Genomic DNA, 18,722 nt, shown 5'->3' on the forward strand with positions numbered 1-18,722 from the left:
CCCTCTTTGTGCAGGTGGGTCAACCTCGCTGCGGCTTCAGGACGTTGACGAGGTAGGGCAGAGCTTCGGCGGCGGTGGCCCGGCACACAAGGTCACCGTCCTGGGGCCCTTCCAGCGGGTACGACATGAACTCGCCGTCGTGCCAGAAGCCCTCCGGGTCGAGGTAGACGACCTGCATGCCCCGCTCGCGGGCGCGAGCCTGCACCTTGCGTCGGTCGGCATGCAGACCGACGACGAGGAGGGCCTTGGCGCCGTCGACCCATTCGACATCGGGGACCGCTTGGTCGTACCGGCGCATGAAGCACTCGTCGAGCCCGGCACGGGCGGCCAGAACATCGAAGTTGTTGGTGATGACCGGCCCGACGAGGTGGCCGGCGTCCTTCAGCTCCTTGAGTGCCCCCATCGCTGGGGTGGGCTCGGCGAGGAAGCAGGCGCGGAACATCTCGACGAACTCCGCCGCCTTCTCCTCCGGCTCTGTCAGTACCTCGTGGAGGAGCGTGTCGGCCGTCGGCGAGAGTGTGAAGCGGTGTTCACGTGGTTCGTGCCCCTGGCGGTCTGTGACCCGGTAGATCTCGTGGAGCCGGTGAAGGGGCGGGATGCCCGCCTCCACCGACGTACCGCAGCCGATCTCCACCTGGAACGGCCGCAGGTCCGTCAGCACGGACAGATCCGGGATGCGCGTCGGCGTGCCTGGGCGGTCTTTGCGTCGGATGCCGGTGGACAGCACGTTCCACGGGAGTTGCCGGACTGCGGGCGGAGGGGCATAGGCCACTGAGGCGATCTGCACGTCCAGGCTCTGGTAGCCAGGGGGCAGCGTGCGGCCGACAGCCGCGTCCTGGGGGTGGACGTCGTGTTCGGTGATGCGGCACTTCAGGTCCCGGCGGGTCCATAAGAAGCCGCCGGGTGCTTCTCTCCAACCGCCGGCGGCGAGCGAGTCCATGAGCGCGTCATGGTGCGCGTCGATCTCGTCGGCCGGGGCGGACGTGGAGTGGTAGAGGTACAGGTCGGTCAAGCCGATGGCCGGTGCCGCTGTGGTGGGCACCAGGCCGTACCGGTAGCGGTAGTGAATGATCCGCCGCCGGGCGTCGTCGGAGGTTGCCCAGCCGGACTGGCCGGCGGTGTCCTTCTCCTGGGTGCGGCGCCAGATGCCCTCCTCGATGTAGCGGGGGCGGTCGGCGTCACCGAAGTAGGTGTTCCAGACTCGCTGCTGCTCGGGGACGAGCTGGTCGATGACGATGTACGGGATGTCCACGATTCCTCCCTGAAGAATCACGCGTGGATGTTCCAGATGGCTGACGGGGTGCGGCTGCGCGGCAGACGGATCGCGCTGTGCTGGAGCCAGAGCGGCCTCAGCGGTCCGAGGACGGACTCGCGTCCGCTGCGATGGCAGAGGGTCGGTGGTCGGCGCCGTCGAGAAGCGGAGTGGCCTGCTCGTGCAGCGCCCATGTCGGACCGGCCAGGCCGACGACGGTCAGGAACACGAGCGCGAGCCGGTCCCCGCCGTCGGGCTGCGGGACGATGGATGCGGCGCTTCGGGCGCGGCGGTGTCGAGCCCCGGTCACGGGGCACCGCCGAGAGCACGCTCGTGCGCCACCAGGAGGCGGCTGGTCTGCGCGTACAGCCGCTCCAGCTCCGCCGTGGTGAGGATGAGTGCGCTGTCTAGGGTCGAGCCGTCGTCGAAGTGGAACTCGACGGGGACCGAGCCCTGCCGGGCCCTCCGGTCGTAGACCGCGTCCCGGCCCGCCAGCGTCGCGTGCGTGGCCTTCGCCGGCACGGGCCTGAGCGTCGTCCCGTCGGCGGGCGCGGACCACTGGGTTCCGCCTCCGGGCGGACGCAAGTGGTAGGTCGTGGCGGAGCCCTCACCGGGGAGGGCGACCACGACACCGACACGACCCTCACGGGCGCTGTCGGTGGCGAGGTCGCCGAGCCGCGGAACGAAGGGGGATGCCGTACCTAACTCGGCTCCCTGCGAAGGGAGATGTGGAGAGGGTTGTCGCGTCATGCTCTGAAGTTAGGGACACGACGACCCTCGAATATGAGCCGGAGGAATACGACCCCTATCCGTCCAGGTGGAAGCGGTCGGACATGCGCCGCAACTTCTCCCGCGTCACTGCTCGTTCCGCGTAGACGATGCTGCGTAGCGTCGAACGGGCGATGGGATGATTCCGCACGAGCTGGGGCGCGATCCGCTCGGCTGCCTCCAGCTCGGCCAGGGCCTTTATCCGGTTCCCGTCCCACAGCCAGGCACGCGCGACATCCATGTGGTGGTGCCCCTGACGGGAGTTGGGCAGCGACCCGACCAGGTCTGGGCTGGTACGACGGTTTATCTCAAGGGCCTTGCCCTGCTTGCCCATCTCCAGAGCCACGCTGATGGCGTGGATCTGCACGTTCCCGGCGGAGAAGGTCAGCGAGTGCCGGTCGTACACCGGCGCTCCGACGTACGCGTCCATGCGTTCGGCAGCAGCTTTCGCGTGACCGATCCGGTCCTCGGCCTCCGAGGCGCGGCCGGCTCGGGCGGCGGATACTGCAGCTCGCAGCTGCAGCGTGCCCCAGGCCCGTACGGCCAGCGGTTCGCCACGGTCGTACTCCTGCTCCACCGAGGTGATCGCCTTGTCCGAGAGCGTCAGGGCGTCGGTCCAGTCAGCCGTCGCCCACATGTCCCAGACTCGCATCCAGTCGGCGACCGCGGGCAACACGGGGTCCCCCGACAGCCTGGCCGACCACGCGGCCCGCTCGCACGCCATGGCGACCAGTTCGGGATGCCCGAGGGCATGGGCGGCGGTGTGCGCGAACTTGCAGCACACGGCGTAGACGGCGTACGCCTCCTCCCGCTCGTGCCCCTCCGACTCCTCGGCCAGGGCACGCGCCTCGCGGAACAGGTCGGGGAGAACCCGGAGAATCGCCACGTTCGAAGCGGTGTCCCGCAGGCGGTGCAGCCGGGTCACCTCACGCCACAGCTGCGACGAGGGTCGCGGAGTCCCATCGAAGACGGGGACGAGGTCGTAGCGGCGCAGTTCGCGCAGAATCGATGAGGCGGCGACCTGCCACTGGTTGTCGTCGGGGGAGTTGCTGTACGGGCGCCCGATCAGGTCGTTCGGATGGACGTGCAGCTCGGCGGCCACCTGATTGAGGAGCCCGACCCGGTCCAGCTCGATCAGGCCACGCTCCATCTTCGACACCCAGCCCTGCGACTTCCCCAGGGCCGATGCCAGGTCGGCCTGCGGCATGCCCAACCGCAGCCTCGCCCGGCGAGCGCGCTTGCCGATCTCCTCGGCTTCCTCCAGCATCTGGACACCTCCCGGCCGCCGGACGTTCCGGCGCGACCGCCGGCCTGTCCGTACAGAGTTCGTCTTCTGCACGGTACCCATGCCGCGGCCTCCGCGTGAGAGAGAACTCGTGCCACCGGCGACCGGTCGTTCGTCCGAAGCAGGCGCCGAGTCCTCCGCTGTGCTGCACTACGGCAGGGGATCATGAGATCCACTCATCACATTCCGCCGGAGGCCCAGTGACCGTCGTGACCGTCTTGCACCCTGGGGCCATGGGCGCGGCGGTCAGCGCCGAGCTTGTCGGCGGCGGCCACGAGGTGCTGTGGGTGCCGAAGGAGCGCAGCGCGGAGACGCGGCGCCGTGCGAGGGACGCCCGCGCCACAGACTGTGACTCGCTCGCGGAGGCTCTGTCTCGTAGCGCGGTCGTTCTCTCGGTCTGCCCACCGCAGGCGGCGGAGGACGTGGCCGCGGCGGTAGCTGCGCACGGTTTCGACGGGGTGTACGTCGATGTGAACGCCATCAGCCCTCAGCGCGTACAGCGGATCGCCGAGGGCATCCGCCCCGGCTCCGTAGTCGTGGACGGTTCCGTTTTCGGTCAGCCACCGGGCGGCGGGCGTACGGCACGGCTCTACCTCGCAGGGTCCGGCTCCGCCGTCGACCTGGTCGCGTCGTTGTTCACGGACACCGCCCTGCACGTGTGTCGGGTCGGTGACGTGGTCGGTTCCGCTTCCGCTCTGAAGATGGCCTTTGCCAGTTACCAGAAGGCCGCTCGTACGCTCGCCGGCGTCGCGCACGCGCTCGCCGACGCCCATGGGGTCGGCGAGGAGCTGACGGCCGAAGCGGAGGTCATGGTCTCCGCGATCCTCTCCGATCCGGAGTACCTGCCGAGCGTGGCGGCCCGGGCCTGGCGGTGGGCACCCGAGATGGAGGAGGTCGCCGATGCGCTTCGTGCGGCTGACCTGCCCACGGACCTGGCGGAGGCCACCGCTGGCGTGCTCACCCACTGGGAGAAGGACAGGGACCAGTACGACTTGCCGGTTGCGCATGTCCTCTCCCAGCTCCGGTCAGAGAGGATCTGATCTCCTCATGTCGAGGGCGGTCACCTCCGCCGAGAGCGAGACGTAGGAGCGGCGGGCGGGGTCGCTGTCACGGGGGCCGGCGGAGGCATGGAGTGCAGAACGGTGCTGCGAGCCTGTGCCGCCAGAGCTCGCTGACTGGGAGCGGGCCTCTGCGAGAGTCGGTGTACGCGCCAGGCCAGGGTCCTGGCCGGAGACCGGGCGTCGTCGAGAGCGCGCTCGTCCGCTGCCTGCTGCAGCAGGCGTTTGGGGTCGTGGCCCGTAGCCTCTGCATCGGCCATCGCGGTGATGAGTGCCTGCGCGGCAGGGTCGGCGAGGACCTGACGGGCTTGGGTAGGGGCAGCCTGTCGGATCAGCCGGGCGTATTGGTCTGCAAGAGTCTGGGGCGGTCGCCGTTGGCCGAGGACCAGTAGGGGCGTGGCTGCCGAGTGGTCGTATGCGGCCTGGAGGTGCAGCAGGCTCTCGTGGGCCGCGGCGACCTGTTGCTCATGCTGTCGTCGGTCGTGCCAGCGTGCGGCGGCGATGACGACGAGGAGCGCGGCGTCGAGGAACATCGCCAAAGTGGCTCCGTCCTTCGGCGCCGGTTCGCGGAGCATCGCCTTGACCGCGCCGCGTAGTGCACGAGCGTGGTGGTGCTCGGCGCGAACGCGCGAACGGGTCGCCCGCTCGAACGCTGAGGCTGCCGAGCGGAGTTCGGTACGGATGGACGGCGGCGCGGTGAGAGCTACGGCGTCGAGCGCTTCGCCGAAGGCGGCCAGGTGTGCCTGGGCGGCCTCGGCGTCCGGCTGGTCGAGGTGGTGGGGGATGCGCTCGGTGGCTGCGGTGGCTTGATGCCATGCGTGCGGACCGTGTCGCTCCTCGATGGCGGATGCTGGAACCTCCACTGCGGCGAGACGGCTCTGAATCTTCGGGAGGGAGAGGTCCGGCGCCAGGGTGGAACCGGAGAACCACACCGGCTCGGCTTTGGCGTTCCGGTCGTTCTTCAAGGCGACCTTGTAGCCGCGTGGTTCTCCCGACGGGAAGTACAGGACCTCGATGAGCACGTTCTTGGTGCGGGTGAGAAGACCCAGGAACTCGTCGGTGTCGGTGGCGGCAGCCGCCGCTGTACGGACCACGGTGCGTAGGCGCTCGCGGGCAGCCTTGGCCTGGCCGTTTCGCACGGCCTTCTCCTGTTCGGCGCGGTGAGGCCGTTTGGCGGCCGTGCGGTCGCCGCGGATGACCTGCTGCAGGCCGTATTCCTTCTCGATGGCAACGAGTTCGCGGTCGGCGGTGAGGTAGTCGTTCCAGTGACGCGCGGGGCGCAAGTCGCCTCGGACCTTCGTGGCGGCGATGTGGATGTGATCGGGTGCGTGGCGTACGGCGATCCAGCGGCAGCCGTCCGGGTCGTCCGCCGGTGCGATGCCGGTGGCCGTGACGACGCGGCGGGCGATGTCCGCCCACTCGGCGTCGTCGAGGATGCGGTCGCCGGGTGCCGCGCGGAGGGAGCAGTGCCACACATGCTGCTTCGGGGCGCGGCCCAGTCGGTCAGCCTGCTTGACGCGTAGGTCGAGGTCCTCGACGAGCTGCTGCCTGGCCGCCGCTATGTCGTCGGCGCGGCCGGGGTCGGGGGCATAGCCGTCCCAGGAGGCGACGAGGTGGGGATCGGTGTGTTCGTTGGCGCGGCCTGGTCCGTAGAGGTAGCGGATGAGGCCGGCCGTGCTCTTGCCGCTGCTGATCTTGGCGATCATCGGTGGCTCTTTGTGGCGACGGCGCGGCTGGTGGCCTCCGCGATGTGGCGGACGGCTGTTCCGACTGCGGCGAGGGTGCGTTCGGCCTGGGCCAAGGTGGCGGTGTCGCCGGGGTGAGGGAGGTCGCCGGAGTTGAGCTTCTTGGCGATCTGGTTGATGTTGTGGCCGATCTGGGCGACCTCGCCACGAAGGGTGGTGAGTTCGTCGACGTAGTCGTCGAGCGGGGTGCGCTGACCGGGCAGGGCGAGGTCCCCGTTGAGGTGGGCCATGACGACGGCGCCGACGTAGTGGGCGGCGGCGATGTTCAGCGAGCGGGCCTTGGCGACGATGTCCGCCTTCTCCTCGGTGCTGTAGCGGACATCGACGCGCGCGGTGCGCTGGGTCTCGTTGCGGTCGCGGCGGCGGGCGACGCGGTGGAGCGCGGCGGTTTCGGCGGCACGCGTCGGCGACACGGCAGCGCTGGAGGCGTCGAGGGGCTGATCCGGCTCGGGCGCCCCCTGGCGTCCGACGCCCTCCGCCACCCCCGGGGCGGAGGCACCTGCGTTGGACCGGCCCCTGGACCGTCCAACGCCATACCTTGCTCCGCCTGGGGCCGGGGTGGATGTCGGCTGCTGGGCGGCGTACGGGGAACTGGGGAGGGGCTGTTCGTGCATGCGCGGGCTCTCTGATCGTGCGAGGCGGTGACGGGGGAAGTGGTCTCGCCCCGGAGGAGTTCCGGGGCGAGCGTCTGGTGTGCGGAGGACGGCAGGTCTACACGGAGACCCCGGCAGAGGATTGGTCGCACTCTGCTTGGAGCAGGGCCTTGGCCTTCTCAAGGCGTTCGCGGCGGCCGGGCCTGAGCCCCTTGTCGCGGATTGCCGTCTCCATGTGGCGGCGGGAGACGCGGCCGTTACGGCCCAAGGGGGCGATACGGCCGATCTCGACCACCTGTTCCCACGTGGCCATCGGCTGCTGATCGCCATGCCTGGCGGACGGCTCTTCGGGCTGGGCCACTTGCTCGGCGGCCTGCTCGGCCTCTTCGGCCTGCTCGGCCACGTTGTTGTCTGACGGTGGTTCCGTGGTGGCTGATGCCGCGCCCCCTTCTGGGGCGGCGGCCGCCGTGATGTGGCGGCCCTCGTCGCGAGGCTCCGCGTGTGTTGGGTGGCGCTGGACGAGGAGGTAGAGGTGGACGGCTCCGGCGAGGGCGAGTGGGGCGATGGCGGAGATGGCGCCGACGGTGATGTCGTCGAGGGCGAGCCCGGCTGGGCGGGTCTGCTGGTTGAGGCGGATGGCGTGCAGGACGTTGGCCCAGATGCTGGTGACGGTGGCGATGCCGACCAGGGCCGAGACGTACAGGCGGGGTTTCAGCGGCGCGCTGCGCAGGACGAGCAGGGCGCCGATGCCGATGGCGATGAAGCCGTCGATCACGAGCGGGAAGACGTAGGTGAGCCGCCAGTAGATGTGGCTGGCAGCGGCCATCTGACGCAGGGCGTCGTAAGAGAGTGCGAAGGCCGCCAGGGCCAGGAGGGCTACGCCGACGCGGATGGCGAGGGCCAGTGGAACCGGCACGGGGGCGGTGCGGGCGGTTGTGGTCAAGCGGGGTGCTCCAGGTGCGTGGCCGCCGGGGCGTGGGCGGCCGTGAGCGGTGGGGAGTCGTCCCACTCGTCCCGTCGCTGGTCAGGGCAGGTACGGGTGGGGCGGTGATGTCGAGTCGACTCGTTGCGGGTCGGTGACTCGTCCCCGCGCTGACCTGCGCGGGGACGAGTGGGACGAGTCGGGGAGGGTCAGGCGCCGGGCTCGGCCGGAAGGGTGGTGACTGCCTCGGGCGGGCAGTAGCGGGTCCAGGCGTCGGTGAACTGGGCGCGTGTGAAGCCCTTGGCCTGGTTGCCGCCTGGGAAGCGGCGGTTGGCCGACTTGATGCCGTAGTCCTGGAGCAGGATCTGCAGGCCGCGCGGGGTGAGCCCGTTGGGGCTGTGCTCGGCCCAGGGCGCTTCCTGGTCCTGGTTGAGGATCTCCAGCAGCCGGCCGGTGCGGATCATCGGCTGGTCGCCCTCGGAAGCGAAGGCGCGGCGGATGTCGGCGAGGATGCGGATCTTCAGGCCGCCGTCCTCGTCGCGCCCGGACTCGTAGTCCGTCATGGCCGTGCATGCGGTACGGGCCAGGATGGGCCAGTGTCCGTCAGCGAGGTCGGCGACGCTGACCAGCGGTGCCCAGGTGTCGGCGGCGCGGTCGTCGACCGGCATCTTCGGTTCCAGGGCGAGTGCCTTTTCACGTACGGAGGCCAGCCAGGCCGCCAGCCGCGTACGGAGTTCGCGTACTGCCAGGTCGTCGCGGCCGTAGCGCCAGGCGCTGACCTTCTCGCTCTCGGCTCGGCGGCGCATGCGGATGACGACCGACCGGTCCATGATCGTGTCGGGCAGGTCGCCGATTCCGGCGAGGGCGGCCATGGCGAAGGTGTCGAACTTGACCACCTCGTGGTTGGGGCCGGCGACGCGCAGGGTGGGGCGGTTGCGCTGGTGCCCGGCGTTGAGCAGGCCGCGCATCTCCTCGTTCTTCTCCGCGACCTTCGCGCTGCCGAAGATGGTGTCGACCTCGTCGACCAGGAGCGTGGGCGGGTCGCCCTCACCGATCGACCGGAAGATCGCCGCAGCGGAGGCGTTGACCGTGATCAGCGGCTCATGGACCGTCTCGATCAGGACCTCGAGGAGCCGCGACTTCCCGCACCGCTTGGCGGGCCCGACCACCGCCAGGCGCGGTGCGTGCTGCCACACCGTCTGCAGGTGGGTCGCCGCTGCCCACAGCGTGGTCGCGGTCAGGGCTTCGTCGCTCGGCATCACGACGTAGCGCCGGATCGTGTCCCGGACCAGGTTCAGGACCTCTACGCCCTCGGGGTCGCTGGCGGTCGGTGGGGTGGTCGGCTGGCCGGGGATCGCTGTCGGCGGCCACTCGACGGGTAGCGATGGCGTGTTCGGGGTGGCTTCGTCCATACTGGACATCGAGCTCCTCAATCTGCGGGCCATACGGGACGGCAATCCCGGCCTTGCAGCTAGTCGTTCAGGGATGGGCGGCGTGAGGTTTGCGCTTTGAGCCCCTCGGTGTCGCAAGCACCGAGGGGCTTTTTGCATGTCTGGCTAGGTGCTGGAGGGCTCCTGCGGGTAGCAGCGGTCCAGCACAACAACCATGCCACGTGCATAGCTGCTATGCAAGCGGCAGAATGTGGTGTACTGTTTACGGTGCTGCGAAATGCAGTGACGCGCTGCACTAGGAAGGAGAGTGGCCTCCGTGGACGACCACGAGGACGCGCCCGAGGGCGTCCTGCTCAAGGGCGAGGACAACGCCGCCAAGCGGATCAAGGCCGAGCGCGAGCAGCGAGGCTGGAGCACTACCACGCTCTCCGACCGTCTCAACGAGGCCGGCTACGAGATGAACCCGTCGGCGGTGTGGCGGATCGAGAACGGCAAGCGCCGCATCAATCTCGACGAGGCCATCGGCTTCGCCGAGGCGTTCGGAGTCTCGCTCTCCAACCTCGTCGGCCCACCGGCCCTGGCTGCCGCCGGCCGCACCATGGAGCTGATCGACACGGTCGTTGCCGCCAACGGTGCCGCCCAGAGAGCCCAGCATGCGTACCGCAGGGCCAACGCCGAACTCATCGCCTACCTCGACGAACACCCGGACATCCGCGAGGCGGCCGACGTGATGGTCAGCAACGCCATCGCCGAGAGCACCATGAAGATCAACCAGGAGGAGTTCGGCCTGCCACCCCAGTCTTAGCCCGCCCCGGTCGCCCTGGACCGCAAACCCCAGGATCCGGCCGGCCACGCGCCCATCCCATCCCTGAACGACAACGGCCCGGCCGGGGTTGCCGCCCCACCTGCCGAGGCCAAGAGAGGTCCCCGCTTGCGCCAGACGGCGATACCCCACGCCTTCGCCCATCCCCGCCCGGCGAAGGAGGTGAACAACAACGACCGCCTGCTCACGGTTGACGAGGCCGCCGAGCGCCTCGGCACCGGCGTCCGCTTCATCCGCCGGCTCATCCAGGAGCGCCGGATCCGCTACGTGAAGCTCGGCAAGCACGTCCGCATCGCCGACAGCGTGCTGACCGCCTACGTCGGAGAGCGCACCGTCCCCACGATCCGCGAAGCGCGCTCCCGCTTCGAGAAGGCGGCCTGATGGCGGGCCGCAAGCCGCAGCGGCGGCGCGAGTTCGGCACGGTACGCCAGCTTCCCTCGGGACGCTGGCAGGCCCGCTACTGGGCGCCGGACGGGTCCCGGCGCACCGCCCCGGAGACCTTCAGGACGAGGACCGACGCCCAGGACTGGCTCACCCTCACCAAGGCGGACATTCAGCGCAACGTCTGGGTGGACCCCGAGGTTGGGGCGGTCAACTTCGAGGAGTACGCCTTGAAGTGGGTGGTGGAGCGCGGCCTGTCCGCCACCACGGACGAGCTCTACCGCCGCCTTCTGCGGCTGCACCTCCTGCCGTTCTTCGGTGAGGTGGATCTCGATGAGATCACCCCGCCGACGGTGCGGACGTGGCGGGCCGAGCGCCTGGCCACCACCGGGGCCACGACCGTCGCTAAGTCCTACCGCCTGCTCAAGGCGATCATGGAGACGGCGGCGGACGACGAGCTGATCCGCCGCAACCCGTGCCGGATCAGGGGCGCCGGCAGCGAGAAGGCGAAGGAACGCATGACGGCCACCGTGGAGCAGGTCGACGCTCTCGCCGAGGCCATCGGGATCCGCTGGCGCCTGATGGTGTACCTCGGTGCCTACGGCCCGATGCGCCCAGAGGAGCTGGCGGCCCTGCGCCGAACTTCCGTCAGCCTCGACCCGCTCGCCGTGCGGGTCACGGAGGCCGCTCCGGAGCTGAACACCGGCCGCCGCGCAGAGGGCGACACCAAGTCCGCGGCCGGTGTCCGCACCATCCACCTGCCAGCCTTCCTCTGCATAGAGGTCAAGCGGCACCTGGACTGGTTCGCGGAGAAGGAGCCCGACGGGCTGCTGTTCGTGGGGGAGAAGGGAGCCCCGCTCCGGCGGACCACCTTCGGCCGCAAGTGGGCGAAGGCCCGTGTCAAGGTCGGCCTGCCGGAGGACTTCCGCTTCTACGACCTCCGGCACACGGGCCACACCCTCTCCACCCAGTCCGGCGCCACCTTGAAGGACACGATGGTCCGCGCCGGCCAGTCCTCGGAGAAGGCCGCGATGATCTACCAGCACTCCGACGACGCCCGCCAGCAGGAGGTCGCCGGAGGCATCGACGCCAAGGTCCGTGAGCTGCGAGTACGTGCGGCTCGCGTCGAGTCTGACTGAGATCCGTTACGTCCCCGGTCAGAGCGATTCACGATCAGCTCTGACCGGGGATGGCCGAAGCACGACAGTCGACTGACCAGCAGTGCTTCTTGATTTTCTCCCTCGAATGAGGGAGGATTTCCGGAAATCGTACTCCGTGGTCAGGGGCTGAATATGGCAGTCATGCACGTTGAGGACTCACGCGGCCAGAACCGTCTCGCAGACTTGGGGCTCTCGGCCGAAACCATCGAGAACGTGCTGCGGCGCGCTGAGGCGGAACGCAACTTCTGCACGCCCCTCGACCCGGTCTCGCTCCCGGGCAACATCTTCTGGGGTAGGACTATCCGCTTCCTGCGCGAGGCGTACATCCCTGACGGATGGCGCAGCGTGAGCCCTCAGAACGTCTCGCTCCTGCTGTCGCCGGAAGAGGACTTCGCCATCACCGCCTCCAGCGGTAACAAGGCCACCGGCTACGCCGCGCTCACCCCTGCCACCCGCTACTCGAAGGGCACGGCGGTCATCCGCCGAGTTGAGACCAACCGGCAGCTGATGTTCCCTGGCTACGAGGCTGAATCTGAGCCTCAGGGAGTCGGCGAGGGGATCCCGACCTGGTTCCTCCTGTACCAGCATGTGAACACCCTGACGGGCACGCGGCTCTACTACGAGCTGTCGCTGCCGACCAACCCGGGGAGCCGTGGCAAGATCGACAGCTGGCACGAGCGGATCATCTTCCCCTACATCGACTTCGAGGGCTTCAATCCGTTCCCGAACGACGACGACGGCGAAGACGGTATCGACATTCCGATCGAGCGTCTGGGCCGCTGATCGTCTACCCCACAACCCATTGGCACTCCCATGACCACCGCATCCCGGCTTGTCCTGGCGCGCAAGCGCCGCGGGCTCACCGTCACCCGTCTTGCCCAGATGGTCGGACTCACCGCCCGCCGGTTGTCCGACTACGAGAACGGCCGGGCCTACCCTCCCCCGGCCTCCCTGGCCAGCCTTGCCGAGGCTCTGGAGTTCCCAGAGTCCTTCTTCGTTGCTGAAGAGGTTGCCGACCTGCCCGTCGAGTCGGTCAGCTTCAGGGCGCTCAGTAAGATGACGGCCTCACAACGGGACATCGCACTGAGTAGTGGTCGTCTCGCCCGGATTCTGCAGGACTGGATCCGGGCTCATTTCAAGCTACCGGCGTCAGACCTCCCGTCGCTGACCTCATTCAGTCGTCTCGGCAGCGACGATGAACCGGTGTTCCCCGGCGAGGCAGGTGCCGAGAACTGTCCCGCCGAGCGCGCAGCCGAACTGGTTCGCACTCGATGGGGATTGGGAGTGGTCCCGATCCCCAACATGGTTCACCTGCTCGAAGCGCACGGCACGCGCGTGTTCTCGTTGTCCCGGGACTGCCCGGAAGTGGACGCCTTCTCCTTCTGGGACCGCGGCATTCCGTTCGTACTGCTGAATACCGGGAAGACTGCCGAACGCGGACGCTTCGACGCCGCACACGAGCTGGGCCACCTTGTTCTGCATGGCGAGGAACAGGTCCCCCATGGGCCCCAGGCCGAAGGAGAAGCGCACCGCTTCGCGGCCGCCCTGCTCATGCCGGCCGCAGACGTCTTGGCGCACGCCCCTCGCAACCCGAGCACCGCCTGGATCCTGCAGGCGAAGCGCCGCTGGAAAGTTGCCGCCATGGCACTCGCCCACCGCCTGCACGAACTCAACCTCACCACCGAATGGCAGTACCGCACGCACTGCGTCGAGCTCAGCCGCATGGGCTACCGGAAGTCGGAACCCCAGAGCACACTTACGCGGGAGACCTCCCAGGTGTTGGGCAAGGTCTTCGCCGCCCTTCGAGCGGAAGGCACCCCACTGGCGGAAGTCGCTCGTGATCTCGACCTGAGGCCGGCGGACCTCAGCGACCTGATCTTCGGCTTGGTGGTCGTCGCCCAGGAGGGCGGGCGCGGTGCCGCTCTTACGACTGCCTCCCGCAGGCCGCAGCTCTCCATCGTGCGCTGACACTCACCGTTACATGAGCGGAGGGATCGTCCGTCCGTTGGAAGTGGCGCGAGTCACAGCGAAGTTGTGCTCGCCTTCTGTGTCAGGGCTGCCCCTGCACCACCTGCGTGGTGCAGGGGCAGCCCTGTCGGCAGGGCATATCCCTGAGTTGGGGCACGCGGAGGGCACGGCAGACCATGAGAGGTCTAGACAACAATGAAGCCCCAGGCTGTTGACCTGGGGCTTGAGAAAAGAGCGGGTGACGAGAATCGAACTCGCGCTCTGAGCTTGGGAAGCTCATGTTCTACCATTAAACTACACCCGCGAAATCGGCGGCCGCTTATTCAGCGGCGCATCCTCGGACACTGTACCCCATCGTGATCCCCTCTCGGCGGCGTCCCGGATCGGCTGTGTGTGTGGCGGGAGTTGGGGGCGTAGCGTGGGTGTCGGAGTGCCGCGTGGAGGGGGGTCCTGTTCATCCCCTAATGTGGCGGTCTCGTCCACGGCTTGATGGGGAAGGGACTTGATGGACTCCATGGAGCGCACCGTCGTCCGCTGTGCCGAAGGGCACGTTTTCGCTACCAGCTCGTTTCCGATGCAGCAGCTCGGGGCAGGGCGGATCGGGCCCGGGCGGCTCATCCGGTGTCCCCGGTGTGCTCGGTTGCGGCAGGCCGTGCCCGTGGTGTTCGAGCGGCGGTAGCGGCGGCGGGTGACGGATGACAGGCGCGCGGGCGGCCCGATGAGGGCGGGCCCGCGCGTTCTGCGTATCCTCGGTGGGTGCTTCTCTCAGACAAGGACATCCGCGCCGAGATCGACGCCGGACGCGTACGCATTGATCCATTCGACGCGTCGATGGTGCAGCCGTCGAGTATCGACGTGCGGCTCGACCGCTATTTCCGGGTGTTCGAGAACCACCGCTACCCGCACATCGACCCCGCCGTCGAGCAGGTGGACCTGACCCGCACCGTCGAACCGGAGGGGGACGACGCGTTCATCCTGCACCCCGGGGAGTTCGTGCTGGCGTCGACGTACGAGGTCATCTCGCTGCCCGACGACCTCGCGTCGCGGCTGGAGGGGAAGAGCTCGCTCGGCCGGCTCGGGCTGGTCACGCATTCCACGGCCGGCTTCATCGACCCGGGCTTCTCCGGGCACGTGACCCTGGAGCTGTCGAATCTCGCGACGCTGCCGATCAAGCTCTGGCCCGGTATGAAGATCGGCCAGCTGTGCATGTTCCGGCTGAGTTCTCCTTCCGAGTTTCCTTACGGCTCCGAGCGGTACGGGTCGCGCTATCAGGGGCAGCGCGGTCCCACCGCGTCGCGCTCCTTCATGAATTTCCACCGGACGCAGGTGTGAGGGCCCGATGACCGACGATGTACGGGAGAACCTGACGTACGACGGCTTCGGGCACGCCGTACGGGAGCTGGCGCAGGCCGTGGCCGACGACGGGTACGAGCCGGACGTGGTGCTGAGCATCGCGCGCGGCGGGGTGTTCGTCGCGGGCGGTCTGGCGTACGCGCTGGACTGCAAGAACATCCACCTGGTGAACGTGGAGTTCTACACGGGCGTGGGCACCACCCTGGAGATGCCGGTCATGCTGGCGCCCGTGCCCAACGTCATCGACTTCTCGGACAAGAAGGTCCTGATCGCCGACGACGTCGCCGACACCGGCAAGACGCTGAAGTTGGTGCGCGACTTCTGCATCGACCACGTCGCCGAGGTGCGGTCCGCGGTCATCTACGAGAAGTCCCACTCGCTCGTGCAGTGCGAGTACGTGTGGAAGAAGACCGACCGCTGGATCAACTTCCCGTGGAGCGTGGAGAAGCCCGTCGTAAGGCGCGGTGGGCAGGTTCTCGACGCGTGATCGCGTGAGTACGTGAAAGGGCCCCGGTCGCCCCGGGGCCCTTTTGCGTACGTACCGCGCAGCCGTCAGATCGTGCCCAGCTTCAGGATCGAGACCAGCGCCAGCAGCTGGATCGCCGAGGCGCCCAGCGCCTTCGGCCACGGCAGGTCGTGGGACTTGCTCACCATCGAGGTGAGGAGCGCCGCCGCGGCCAGCCAGGTGACCCAGCCGAGGATGACGACCAGCGCGTTCTCGCCGCCCAGGAACATCGCGAAGACCAGGCGCGGGACGTCCGTGATCGACATGATCAGCATGGACAGGCCCACCGTCGGCTGCCACGCGCCGTCGCCGCCGAGCTGGCGGGCCAGCGTGTGGGTGACCGCGCCCAGCACCAGGCCGCCGAGCACGAAGCAGACACCCGTGAGGATGACGTAGGGAACGGCGCTGGAGACCGGGGCGTGGATCGCGTCGTCGCGGGCCTGGTCGAAGCCGAAGAGCGCCAGCAGGCCGTAGAGGAATGTCACGGTCAGGGCCGCGCCCCAGACCGGGTAGTCGCGCATCTGCCAGAACGTCGGGCCGGGGCGCGTCACGATGCCGCTCAGCAGCTGCTTCCAGTGCAGGCGCGGGCCCACGGGGGCGGCGGGCGCGTGGCCGGCGCGGTAGGCGTTGCCGTCGCTGTACGGCTCCTCGTCCACGCGGAACGCCTGCGTGTGGCCCGGATTGTTCGCGTACGGGTCGCCGGGGTTGGGGCCCTGGGGATACGGGTACGGCGTCGGGTCGGCGAAGTACTCCGGCTCATCGGGGCCGGCGCCGGTGTAGCCGCCGCCGGCGGGGTACGCACCGCCGCCGTGGTAGCCCGGTGCGGCGTGGTGCGGGGCGCTCTGTCCTCCCGACGGCGGCCATTGCTGCTGCCCGTACGGCGGCGGTGCCTGATTGCCGTACGGCTGCTGCCGCGGTTGCTGTTGCCCTTGCTGCGGGGTGCGGTTGTCCCGGCCGCGTCCGATCCTGAATCCAGCCACGTCATCGAACGTACCCGGTCCGCCGGTTACGGGAGCCCGGGGCCGGGGAAGTACCGGCCTTTGACGCCCAGCTGTGACATCCCCTAAGGGAACCCCGGGGGGCCTTCCCCACCCTCCCGGAAGGGAAACGCGGCGGGGAAACGCGGAAGCGGCCGGTCCTGCCCCCGAGGCAGGTCCGACCGCTCCATCGCGCCGTGACGCAGGTCCGGCTACTTCGCCGGTTCCGGCTCCGGCTCGTCCGCCGACTCCTGGTCGCCCGCCGGGTCGGCCGGGGTCTTCACGGAGTCGAGCAGCAGCTGGGAGACGTCCACGACCTGGATGGACTCCTTCGCCTTGCCATCGTTCTTCTTGCCGTTGACCGAGTCGGTCAGCATGACCAGGCAGAACGGGCAGGCCGTCGAGACGATGTCCGGGTTGAGGGAGAGGGCCTCGTCCACGCGCTCGTTGTTGATGCGCTTGCCGATCCGCTCCTCCATCCACATCCGGGCACCACCGGCGCCGCAGCAGAAGCCGCGCTCCTTGTGGCGGTGCATCTCCTCGTTCCGGAGGCCCGGCACCTTCGCGATGATCTCGCGCGGGGGCGTGTAGATCTTGTTGTGACGGCCCAGGTAGCAGGGGTCGTGGTACGTGATCAGGCCCTCGACCGGGGTCACCGGGATCAGCTTGCCCTCGTCGATGAGGTGCTGGAGCAGCTGCGTGTGGTGGATGACCTCGTACTCGCCGCCGAGCTGCGGGTACTCGTTCGCGATCGTGTTGAAGCAGTGCGGGCAGGTCGCGACGATCTTCTTCGCGGCCTTGGCCTTCTTGGTCGAGTCGTCCTCATCGTCCTCGCCGAAGGCCATGTTCAGCATCGCCACGTTCTCCGCGCCGAGCTGCTGGAACAGCGGCTCGTTGCCGAGACGGCGGGCCGAGTCACCGGTGCACTTCTCGTCGCCGCCCATGATCGCGAACTTGACGCCCGCGATGTGCAGCAGCTCCGCGAAAGCCTTGGTGGTCTTCTTGGCGCGGTCCTCCAAGGCGCCGGCGCAGCCGACCCAGTAGAGGTAGTCGACCTCGGTGAGGTCCTCGACGTCCTTGCCGACGATCGGGACCTCGAAGTCGACCTCCTTGGTCCACTCGACGCGCTGCTTCTTGGCGAGCCCCCAGGGGTTGCCCTTCTTCTCCAGGTTCTTGAGCATGGTTCCCGCCTCGGACGGGAACGCGGACTCGATCATCACCTGGTAGCGGCGCATGTCCACGATGTGGTCGACGTGCTCGATGTCGACCGGGCACTGCTCCACGCACGCACCGCAGGTGGTGCAGGACCAGAGGACGTCCGGGTCGATGACGCCGTTCTCCTCGACCGTGCCGATCAGCGGGCGCTCGGCCTCCGCGAGGGCGGCCGCGGGAACGTCCTTCAGCTGTTCCTCGGTCGCCTTCTCCTCGCCCTCCATGTCCTTGCCGCCGCCGGCCAGCAGGTAGGGGGCCTTGGCGTGCGCGTGGTCGCGCAGGGACATGATCAGGAGCTTCGGGGAGAGCGGCTTGCCGGTGTTCCAGGCGGGGCACTGCGACTGGCAGCGGCCGCACTCGGTGCAGGTGGAGAAGTCGAGGATGCCCTTCCAGGAGAACTGCTCGACCTGGGAGACGCCGAAGACAGCGTCGTCGGCCGGGTCCTCCCAGTCGATCTCCTTGCCGCCCGTGGTCATCGGCTGCAGGGCGCCCAGCGCCACCGCGCCGTCGGCGTTCCGCTTGAACCAGATGTTCGGGAAGGCCAGGAAGCGGTGCCAGGCGACACCCATGTTGGTGTTGAGGCCGACGGTGATCGCCCAGGCCATGGTGACGCCGAGCTTGATCATGGCGGTGAGGTAGACGAGGTTCTGGAGCGTACCGAGGCTGAGCCCCTTGAACGCCGCGACCAGCGGGTATGAGGCGAAGTACGCGGCCTCGTAGCCGCCCACGTGGTGCAGCGCGCCCTCAAGGCCGCGGAGCGTCATGATCGCGAGACCGATGACGAGGATGACGGCCTCGACGAAGTACGCCTGGCCCATCTTCGACCCCGCGAAACGCGACTTGCGGCCGGCCCGGGAGGGCAGGTTCAGCTGGCGGACCGCGATGAGGACGAGGATGCCCACGGTGGTCGCGAGCGCGATGAACTCCGTGTACACCTCGTACGGCGGCCAGCCGCCGAGGACGGGCAGGACCCAGTCGGCCTTCAACAGCTGACCGTACGCCGTGACGATGGTCAGGCCCAGGGTCAGGAAGCCGACGGCGACGAACCAGTGGGCGATGCCGATGATGCCCCATCGGTTCATCCTGGTGTGGCCGACGAACTCCTTGGCCAGGGTGATCGTGCGCTGTTTCACGGAGTCGGTGCGGCTGCCGGCCGGGACCGGCTGTCCGAGCGTGACGAACCGGTAGATCTGCGCGACGGCTCGGGCGATGAGCGCAACGCCGACCACGGTCAGCACCAGCGACACGATGATCGCGGCGAGTTGCATTGGGGGCTCCTCGGGCCTGCGGCGAGGGTGGGATCGATCCAGCGTCTACTAGCGGGTACTG

General features: G+C 68.7%; 18 protein-coding genes and 1 tRNA gene. 8 read left to right on the forward strand and 11 right to left on the reverse strand.

The window, feature by feature from the left end:
- Window positions 1-19: 19 nt before the first annotated feature.
- The 4 genes from OG867_RS16785 to OG867_RS16800 form a co-directional block, all read right to left on the reverse strand.
- Complete coding sequence (locus OG867_RS16785) at window positions 20-1,252, reverse strand: hypothetical protein (protein WP_406290987.1); 1,233 nt, start codon at window positions 1,250-1,252, stop codon at window positions 20-22.
- A gap of 97 nt (window positions 1,253-1,349) precedes the next feature.
- The gene (locus OG867_RS16790; RefSeq protein ID WP_406286263.1) at window positions 1,350-1,562 is read right to left on the reverse strand and encodes a hypothetical protein; all 213 of its coding nucleotides are present in this window, start codon (window positions 1,560-1,562) and stop codon (window positions 1,350-1,352) included.
- Complete coding sequence (locus OG867_RS16795; RefSeq protein ID WP_406286265.1) at window positions 1,559-1,774, reverse strand: hypothetical protein; 216 nt, start codon at window positions 1,772-1,774, stop codon at window positions 1,559-1,561. Before OG867_RS16795 ends, OG867_RS16790 begins: the two co-directional genes overlap by 4 nt.
- A 283-nt stretch (window positions 1,775-2,057) precedes the next feature.
- Complete coding sequence (locus OG867_RS16800) at window positions 2,058-3,287, reverse strand: helix-turn-helix domain-containing protein (RefSeq protein WP_406286268.1); 1,230 nt, start codon at window positions 3,285-3,287, stop codon at window positions 2,058-2,060.
- 218 nt (window positions 3,288-3,505) lie between these two features.
- Between OG867_RS16800 and OG867_RS16805 the strand changes: the two genes are divergently transcribed.
- Window positions 3,506-4,345, forward strand: coding sequence for a DUF1932 domain-containing protein (locus OG867_RS16805; RefSeq protein WP_406286272.1), 840 nt, complete (start codon window positions 3,506-3,508; stop codon window positions 4,343-4,345).
- 20 nt (window positions 4,346-4,365) lie between these two features.
- Here the strand turns inward: OG867_RS16805 and OG867_RS16810 are convergent, their stop codons facing one another.
- The 4 genes from OG867_RS16810 to OG867_RS16825 form a co-directional block, all read right to left on the reverse strand.
- A complete protein-coding gene (locus OG867_RS16810; protein WP_406286275.1) occupies window positions 4,366-6,069 on the reverse strand; it encodes a relaxase/mobilization nuclease domain-containing protein in 1,704 nt (567 codons plus the stop codon).
- Window positions 6,066-6,590: a plasmid mobilization relaxosome protein MobC gene (mobC, locus tag OG867_RS16815; protein WP_406286277.1), complete on the reverse strand. Its 525-nt coding sequence runs from the start codon at window positions 6,588-6,590 to the stop codon at window positions 6,066-6,068. The genes OG867_RS16810 and mobC overlap by 4 nt, the downstream gene beginning before the upstream one ends.
- A gap of 229 nt (window positions 6,591-6,819) precedes the next feature.
- Window positions 6,820-7,644: a DUF2637 domain-containing protein gene (locus OG867_RS16820; RefSeq protein WP_406286279.1), complete on the reverse strand. Its 825-nt coding sequence runs from the start codon at window positions 7,642-7,644 to the stop codon at window positions 6,820-6,822.
- A gap of 188 nt (window positions 7,645-7,832) precedes the next feature.
- Window positions 7,833-9,035, reverse strand: a complete 1,203-nt coding sequence (locus tag OG867_RS16825; RefSeq protein ID WP_406290989.1) for a DUF3631 domain-containing protein — start codon at window positions 9,033-9,035, stop codon at window positions 7,833-7,835.
- 295 nt (window positions 9,036-9,330) lie between these two features.
- Here OG867_RS16825 and OG867_RS16830 point away from each other — a divergent pair, with 295 nt between their 5' ends.
- From OG867_RS16830 to OG867_RS16850, 5 genes are all read left to right on the forward strand, one after another.
- A complete protein-coding gene (locus OG867_RS16830) occupies window positions 9,331-9,819 on the forward strand; it encodes a helix-turn-helix domain-containing protein (protein WP_406286281.1) in 489 nt (162 codons plus the stop codon).
- Window positions 9,820-9,999: 180 nt separating this feature from the next.
- Window positions 10,000-10,218: an excisionase family DNA-binding protein gene (locus OG867_RS16835; RefSeq protein ID WP_406290991.1), complete on the forward strand. Its 219-nt coding sequence runs from the start codon at window positions 10,000-10,002 to the stop codon at window positions 10,216-10,218.
- On the forward strand, window positions 10,218-11,357 hold the full coding sequence (locus OG867_RS16840) for a tyrosine-type recombinase/integrase (RefSeq protein ID WP_406286283.1): 1,140 nt from the start codon (window positions 10,218-10,220) through the stop codon (window positions 11,355-11,357). The genes OG867_RS16835 and OG867_RS16840 overlap by 1 nt, the downstream gene beginning before the upstream one ends.
- A 153-nt stretch (window positions 11,358-11,510) precedes the next feature.
- On the forward strand, window positions 11,511-12,161 hold the full coding sequence (locus tag OG867_RS16845; protein WP_406286286.1) for a hypothetical protein: 651 nt from the start codon (window positions 11,511-11,513) through the stop codon (window positions 12,159-12,161).
- A gap of 30 nt (window positions 12,162-12,191) precedes the next feature.
- Window positions 12,192-13,346 (forward strand): helix-turn-helix domain-containing protein, encoded by a 1,155-nt coding sequence (locus OG867_RS16850; protein WP_383292831.1) that lies wholly within the window; start codon window positions 12,192-12,194, stop codon window positions 13,344-13,346.
- Window positions 13,347-13,579: 233 nt separating this feature from the next.
- Here the strand turns inward: OG867_RS16850 and OG867_RS16855 are convergent.
- Window positions 13,580-13,650, reverse strand: a tRNA-Gly gene (locus OG867_RS16855).
- A gap of 452 nt (window positions 13,651-14,102) precedes the next feature.
- Here OG867_RS16855 and dcd point away from each other — a divergent pair.
- Together dcd and OG867_RS16865 are read left to right on the forward strand one after the other, a co-directional pair.
- A complete protein-coding gene (gene dcd, locus OG867_RS16860) occupies window positions 14,103-14,678 on the forward strand; it encodes a dCTP deaminase (RefSeq protein ID WP_018102070.1) in 576 nt (191 codons plus the stop codon).
- Between the two features lie 7 nt (window positions 14,679-14,685).
- Entirely contained in the window at window positions 14,686-15,186 is a 501-nt protein-coding gene (locus OG867_RS16865) for a phosphoribosyltransferase (RefSeq protein WP_328901008.1), read from the forward strand.
- 65 nt (window positions 15,187-15,251) lie between these two features.
- Here the strand turns inward: OG867_RS16865 and OG867_RS16870 are convergent, their stop codons facing one another.
- Window positions 15,252-16,184, reverse strand: a complete 933-nt coding sequence (locus tag OG867_RS16870) for a Yip1 family protein (RefSeq protein WP_328901007.1) — start codon at window positions 16,182-16,184, stop codon at window positions 15,252-15,254.
- A gap of 209 nt (window positions 16,185-16,393) precedes the next feature.
- Window positions 16,394-18,661: a (Fe-S)-binding protein gene (locus tag OG867_RS16875; protein ID WP_406286290.1), complete on the reverse strand. Its 2,268-nt coding sequence runs from the start codon at window positions 18,659-18,661 to the stop codon at window positions 16,394-16,396.
- Between the last annotated feature and the right edge of the window lie 61 nt (window positions 18,662-18,722).

Origin of the sequence: Streptomyces sp. NBC_00209 (genome assembly GCF_045206345.1) — a bacterium.
GTDB lineage: Bacteria > Actinomycetota > Actinomycetes > Streptomycetales > Streptomycetaceae > Streptomyces.